The following is an 896-nucleotide window of genomic DNA, read 5'->3' on the forward strand; positions in this document are numbered from 1 at the left end:
TTCGCCGGCTGCGTGCCGGGTCGGGAGGAGGAGATGAGCAGGTAGCGTCCGAACTGGAAGAGCAGGGTGATCAACTGCGGGTCGGTGGCGTTCGCGAAGTTGGCGATCCGGGTGTCGGTCGCGTTGGCCGCCGCCGCGGTGGTGCCGAGGTCGAGGCCGGTCCGGTTGAACAGCGCCTGGTAGTCGGCGATGTGCCGGGCGCGCAGTTCGGCGTACGTGCGCCCCGCGGCGGCCTGGATCGGTTGCAGCGCCCGGTTGTTCTGGTCGGCGGTGAGGTTCTGGTAGTCGGTGTAGTTGGTGCCCGTCGACAGCAGGAGGGTCACCGCGGTGGCGCCGGTGACCGTGAGTTTCCCGGCCGAGCTCGCAACGGTGCCGCCGGTGGCGATCGCGCGGGCCAGGGTGCGGAATTTGACGCGGCCGGTGACGCCGTTGACGGTCTGGCCGGTGGCGTCGAGCCCGATGGTCTGCTGGTTCGGCGAGTGGACGGTGTATCCGGTGTGGAGGCTGTCGAAGTCGGCGGTGAACGTGATCCGGCCCGACTGGCTGGCGGTGAGCCGGACGACGATCACCTGGTCGGGGGCGCTGGCGAAGACCTCGCGGGTATGAGTGACGCCGCCGGCGGTGTACCGGGTGAGCGCTACGGCGGTGGTGAGGTCGAGTTCGCGGTAGTAGTTCGTGGCACCGGCCGCGCCCGAGAAGTCGATGCCGAGGTTCCCGACGACCTGGTAGGGCAGTTCGCCGAGGGGGGTGCCCATGAACTCGTCGTTGATGAGCGTCTGGGCCCCGCTCCAGTCGTCGGCGAAGACCCGCCGCCGGATCTCGGCGAGGTGGTCGACGCCGCCGACGTTCGCCGGAGCGTAGGGCCCGCCGCCCCAGACGGTGTCCTCGTTCAGTTG

1 protein-coding gene is annotated in these 896 nt (G+C 70.0%); it reads right to left on the minus strand.

The window, feature by feature from the left end:
• Positions 1-896 (minus strand): glycoside hydrolase family 95 protein (locus tag DI269_RS00445; RefSeq protein ID WP_198667002.1); only part of this gene is annotated, 896 nt, incomplete at both ends.

Source organism: Glycomyces dulcitolivorans, from assembly GCF_003265355.1.
Taxonomy (GTDB): Bacteria; Actinomycetota; Actinomycetes; order Mycobacteriales; family Micromonosporaceae; genus Glycomyces; species Glycomyces dulcitolivorans.